This window comes from Streptomyces sp. NPDC060205 (genome assembly GCF_042728395.1).
Taxonomy (GTDB): Bacteria; Actinomycetota; Actinomycetes; order Streptomycetales; family Streptomycetaceae; genus Streptomyces.
The window spans coordinates 1-4,582 of record NZ_JBHWZP010000519.1 but is presented as its reverse complement, the minus strand read 5'-3'; the positions used below and the strand labels follow the sequence as shown (position 1 = coordinate 4,582).

The 4,582-nt window shown below is 71.8% G+C and carries 5 protein-coding genes; all 5 read right to left on the bottom strand.

Annotation, left to right across the window (positions count from 1 at the left end):
- Positions 1–28 precede the first annotated feature (28 nt).
- The 5 genes from ACFWGJ_RS42245 to ACFWGJ_RS42225 all read right to left on the bottom strand — a co-directional run bounded on the left by ACFWGJ_RS42245 (position 29) and on the right by ACFWGJ_RS42225 (position 4,499).
- Positions 29–766: an FAD:protein FMN transferase gene (locus tag ACFWGJ_RS42245; RefSeq protein ID WP_387334272.1), complete on the bottom strand. Its 738-nt coding sequence runs from the start codon at positions 764–766 to the stop codon at positions 29–31.
- 40 nt (positions 767–806) lie between these two features.
- Positions 807–1,658, bottom strand: coding sequence for an FMN-binding protein (locus ACFWGJ_RS42240; RefSeq protein ID WP_387334270.1), 852 nt, complete (start codon positions 1,656–1,658; stop codon positions 807–809).
- 47 nt (positions 1,659–1,705) lie between these two features.
- The gene (locus ACFWGJ_RS42235) at positions 1,706–3,034 is read right to left on the bottom strand and encodes a ferric reductase-like transmembrane domain-containing protein (RefSeq protein ID WP_387334271.1); all 1,329 of its coding nucleotides are present in this window, start codon (positions 3,032–3,034) and stop codon (positions 1,706–1,708) included.
- Between the two features lie 173 nt (positions 3,035–3,207).
- Positions 3,208–3,909 carry a L,D-transpeptidase gene (locus ACFWGJ_RS42230; RefSeq protein ID WP_387334269.1) on the bottom strand — a complete coding sequence of 234 codons (702 nt, stop codon included), beginning with the start codon at positions 3,907–3,909 and terminating at the stop codon, positions 3,208–3,210.
- A 2-nt stretch (positions 3,910–3,911) separates the two neighbouring features.
- A complete protein-coding gene (locus tag ACFWGJ_RS42225) occupies positions 3,912–4,499 on the bottom strand; it encodes a pyridoxamine 5'-phosphate oxidase family protein (RefSeq protein ID WP_387334268.1) in 588 nt (195 codons plus the stop codon).
- Positions 4,500–4,582 lie beyond the last annotated feature (83 nt).

The window sequence follows — 4,582 nt, the reverse complement described above, 5'->3', positions numbered from 1 at the left end:
GCGGGCCCGCGTCCGGCCGCAGGTTCGTTCAGCCCAGCCGGTCGGCCAGACCCCCCGTGCAGCGCACCTCGTCCCCCGCCGTGATCAGCAGCGCCTCCACATCCGGCAAGGACTCCAGCCACGCCAGCCCCTCCCGCGACCCCATCGCGAACGCCGCCGTCGCCCACGCGTCCGCCCACGTGATCCGCGGCCCGACCACGGTCACCGCCACCAGATCGGTCACCGCGGAGCGCCCGGTGCGCGGATCCACGATGTGCGTACCCCGTTCCGCGGAGCCCGACGTGGCGACCGCGAGCCGGTCCACCCCCGCCGCGGACACCACCGCGGCCAGCCCGCCCGGCCGCAACGGGTCGGCGACCCCGACCCGCCAGGGCCGGTGCGGCCCCGGCACGCCGTACATCTGCACGTCACCCCCGCCGTTCACGCTCACCCCGCTCGCCCCGGCCGCCACGAGCAGCTGGGCCGCCCGTTCGACGGACCAGCCCTTCACGATGCCGGTCGGGTCGACGGACCCCGCGTACGTCGAGCTGAACCAGCCGTCGCTCAACCGCTCGGCCTCCGCGCACAGTTCGAGGACCTCGGCGACCTCCGGATCGCACTCCTCGACGGTCAGCAGCCCCTGTGCCAGCCGGGAGATCTGACTGTCCTGCCGGTAGGTGCTGAACACCTCGTCCACCACGTGGAGTTGGGCGACCGCCGCCGCCAACGCGGCCTGTACGGCCTCGGGCTCACCCCCGCGGATGTCGAAGGAGAAGACCGTCCCCATCACCTCCTCCGCGTGACGCACCCCGGCGGACTGGGCGGGTTCAGCCACCGGCCTGGTCCAGGGCCGACTGCAGGGACTCCTTGTAGCCGCCGCTGGTGTAGGTCGCCCCGGACACCGCGTCGATGTCGGCGTTGCCCGCGGCGACCGCCGCCGCGTTCAGCTTCGGCACCGCGTCCCCGCTGATCTGGTCGCTGCGGCCCCCCTTGGGCTGCTGCACGGCCTCGGCCTTGGTGATCTTCCCGCCGGCCACGGTGATCCGTACCTGCACGGGCCCGTAGTCGGTCGTGACGGCCTTGCCGGTGACGGTCTTCGCCTGCGCGGCACCGGACCCCGACCCGTTCGCGTCGCCCGAACCACTGCCGCCACCCGTGGCGTTCCCCGTGCCGCCGGTCCCGCCACCGGTGCCGCTCGCCTCGGCCGAACCGCCGCCCGCCGCCCCCGCCTTGTCCAGCGCGGACTGCAGCGACTTCTTGTAGCCGCCGCTGGTGTAGGTGGCCCCGGACACGGCGTCGATGTCCGCGCTGCCGGCGGTGACGGCCGCCTTGTTCAGCTTGGGCACCGCGTCGGTGCTGACCGTCGTACTGCGCCCGCCGGTCGGCGACTGCAGGGCCGCCGCCGAGGTGATCTTCCCGCCGGCCACGGTGATCCGCACCTGGACGTTGCCGTACTCGGTCTTGACGACGTCACCGGTGAGGGTCTGGGCCGCGGTGCCGCCCGCGGCCTGCACTCCTCCGGACCCCTGGGGGGCCGCCGACGCCTGCTGCTGCGCCGCGCCGTCGGCGGACGCCGCCGCCGGGTCCGAGGCGGGCTTCAGCGACAGCAGCAGGACGATCCCGGACACCGTGGCGGCACCGGCCAGCACGATGCGGCGCAGGGGATGGCTCTTCTTCATGGGTCCGGACTCCCGTTCCTCAGGATTCTCAAAGTTCTAAAGAGTTCTCAGAGTTCGAAGGACTCGTGGTGGATGCGGCGGGCGGGCACGCCGGCGCCGCGCAGTGCGGTGTACGCACCCTCGGCGAAGCCGGGCGGCCCGCACAGGAACACGTCGTGGTCGTCGATGTCGGGCAGCTTCTGGCGCAGCGTCTCCGGGTTGATGTCGGGGCGCTCCCCGTCGGGGCTGTTCACCGCGTACATCAGCCGGGCACCGCGCTCGTCGGCGATGGCCGACAGCTCGTCCCACAGCGCCAGGTCCTGGGTGCTGTTGGCCCGGTACAGCAGGGTGAGGTCACCACGTTCCGCCGGCAGCGTCTCGAACAGCGCCCGCATCGGGGTGATGCCCACGCCGCCGGCCATCAGCAGCACCTTGCCCTGGCTGCGCCGGGACGCGGTGAGCGCGCCGTACGGGCCCTCGGCCCAGACCCGCGTGCCCCGCTTGAGTCCCTTGAGCGCGGTGCTGTGGTCGCCCAGCGCCTTGACGGTGATCCGCAGCAGCCCGGGGCGGGGCGCGGCCGACAGCGAGTACGGGTGCGAGCTGAGCCGCATGCCCGGCGCCATGAACCGCCAGCGGAAGAACTGCCCCGGCTCGGCGCCGATCCGGTGCAGCCGCTTTCCGCTGATCAGCACGGAGACGATGCCGGGCGCCTCCTCGACGACCTCCTCGACCTGCATCCGGTGACGCAGGTTCAGCCGGACCGGGGTGATCACCCGGTACCAGATCACCAGCGCGGTGACCGTCCCGTACAGCGCGTACCAGGCGGTGGTCGCGGCCGGCTCGACGGCGAAGTCGTTGCCGGTGGACAGCTGGTGCCAGAACGACAGGTACACGGACACGTACGTGAGCAGGTGGATGTGGTACCAGGTGTCGTACGGGATCCTCTTGCGCAGTCCGCCCACCGAGATCAGGCCGATGAACAGCAGCAGACCCGTGCCGATCGCCGCCTTGCCCATGTCGGGCAGGGTCTTGACCGAGTCGATGGTCTGGTCGACGACCCCGGTGTTCGCCTGGAGGGCGTAGCCGTACATCGTCAGGCCGATGTGGGCGAGGACGAGGCAGAGCATGTAACGGCCGCTCATGGCGTGCCAGCGGGCGACCCGGTCCGAGCCGACGCGGCGTTCCAGGGCGGGTACCCGGGCCATCTGCAGGACGACGAGGGCCATCAGATACCCGGCGAGCAGACCGGTGATCCGGCCCGCGTTCAGGATCCGGCCCTTGTCGTCGGCGATGGCCGGCGTGTTGCTCCACCAGAGCCAGACGACTCCCGCCGCGCCCGCCCACACGGCGATCAGCAGCGGGATGGCGGGGGAGCGGCGAGGGCGGATACGGCGCATCGTCTGGCGCCGCGCGGCGCGACCGCCGGCGATCGTGCTCACGGTTCCTCCGTGGGGGACGCTGGGAAGGGGGAGTGACCCCTAGGCCCAGTGGTACGTCCCGTGACGGCCGTGTGTTCAACGGGCCGCGGGGCAAGCCGTGAACTGCTGAGACTCGCGGTAACGGCCGGCCGTCAGTAACGGGTGAGGGCGGTCGACCCGTCGTCCGTCCCGATGGCGATGTGCGGAGTGCGGCCGGGCTCGGCCCAGTTCAGGATGCGCCGCATGGCGTCCCTGGGCACGGACACACAACCGGCCGTCGCCCCACGCCCGTTGACGTGCAGAAAGATCCCCGCACCCCGCCCGCGCACGGGCTGGCGGTAGTTGAAACCGATGACGAGGGCGTACGCGTACTGCGTCCCGTACGAGATCAGGTGCTCGGACTCGGCGGCGCGGCAGTCGGCCGGGCGGGGGTCGGTCCACCGGTTGTAGGAGCGCGAGTCGTTGTCCTGGCACCACCAGGAGGTCTCCCGCACCGGCCGGTACGGCGTGCGCGTCCCCTCGGGCGCCGGTTCGATCCCGAAGGCGTACGGGAGGTCGTACAGGCCGGTCGGGGTGGTGTTCGTGCCCTGCTCGCGCAAGCCGCCCTCGACGAGCCCCTTGGCGCCGAAGCGCGCGGGCGCCGAACCGGCCTCCACCCAGCGGCCGTCACGACGGTCCCACCAGGTGACCGTGCCGGTCGTCGAGGAGGTCCGGGGAGCCTGCGCGGTGATGAGCTGGCTGCCGCCGCCCGTGTCCGCCATCCGCTCGGGCAGCGGGAGCGGGTTTTCGGGGGCGGGTCCCGCGGCGAGCAGGAGGAGGGACACGGACGCGAGGACGGCGGCTCCGAGGCGCATGCTCAGACGGTACGGGCCGGCAGGGGCAGCGGCAGCCCGGGCAGGCCGTCCATGCTGGTCCCGATGTGCTCCTTCTTCTCGAAGTACGCGTTCAGTGAGACGTCGTCCTCGCGCGCGAAGCGCCTGGCGTGCAGGTCGCGGTCCTCGTCGTACGACATGTAGGGCACGGCGTAACCGCAGCTGTCCCGGACGGTCTCGGCCGTCACCACGATGATCGCCCGTAGGCCGTGCGGGTCGGGGGCGATGTCCGGGAAGTGTGCGAGGAGTTCCTCGAAGCGGGGGTCGTCACGGAAGACCGGCTCGCCCCGGCCGTGCACCCGGACGATGTTCGGCGGGCCCTGGAAGGCGCACCACATCAGGGTGATCCGGCCGTTCTCCCGCAGATGCGCGATGGTCTCGGCGTGGCTGCCGGCGAAGTCCAGGTAGGCCACGGTGAGATCGTCGAGGACCGCGAACGACCCGGTGAGTCCTTTGGGGGAGAGGTTGACCGTGCCGTCGCCCGACAGGGGCGCGGTGGCGGTGAAGAAGAGGGGCTGCGCCTCGATGAACGTACGCAGGCGGCCGTCTATGCGTTCGTAGGTCTTTCCCATGGTCGCTGATTATCGGCGAAAGTCTTTCGCCTGTCTAACTATTTGTGCGGGCTCCGGGACCCGTGGGCCGTGTGGCCCCGGGT

What these genes read in the sequence shown, in the direction of transcription:
- ACFWGJ_RS42245 (WP_387334272.1), bottom strand. Translation starts at nt 766, where the DNA reads ATGGGGACGGTCTTCTCCTTCGACATCCGCGGGGGTGAGCCCGAGGCC.
- ACFWGJ_RS42240 (WP_387334270.1), bottom strand. Translation starts at nt 1,658, where the DNA reads ATGAAGAAGAGCCATCCCCTGCGCCGCATCGTGCTGGCCGGTGCCGCC.
- ACFWGJ_RS42235 (WP_387334271.1), bottom strand. Translation starts at nt 3,034, where the DNA reads ATGCGCCGTATCCGCCCTCGCCGCTCCCCCGCCATCCCGCTGCTGATC.
- ACFWGJ_RS42230 (WP_387334269.1), bottom strand. Translation starts at nt 3,909, where the DNA reads ATGCGCCTCGGAGCCGCCGTCCTCGCGTCCGTGTCCCTCCTCCTGCTC.
- ACFWGJ_RS42225 (WP_387334268.1), bottom strand. Translation starts at nt 4,499, where the DNA reads ATGGGAAAGACCTACGAACGCATAGACGGCCGCCTGCGTACGTTCATC.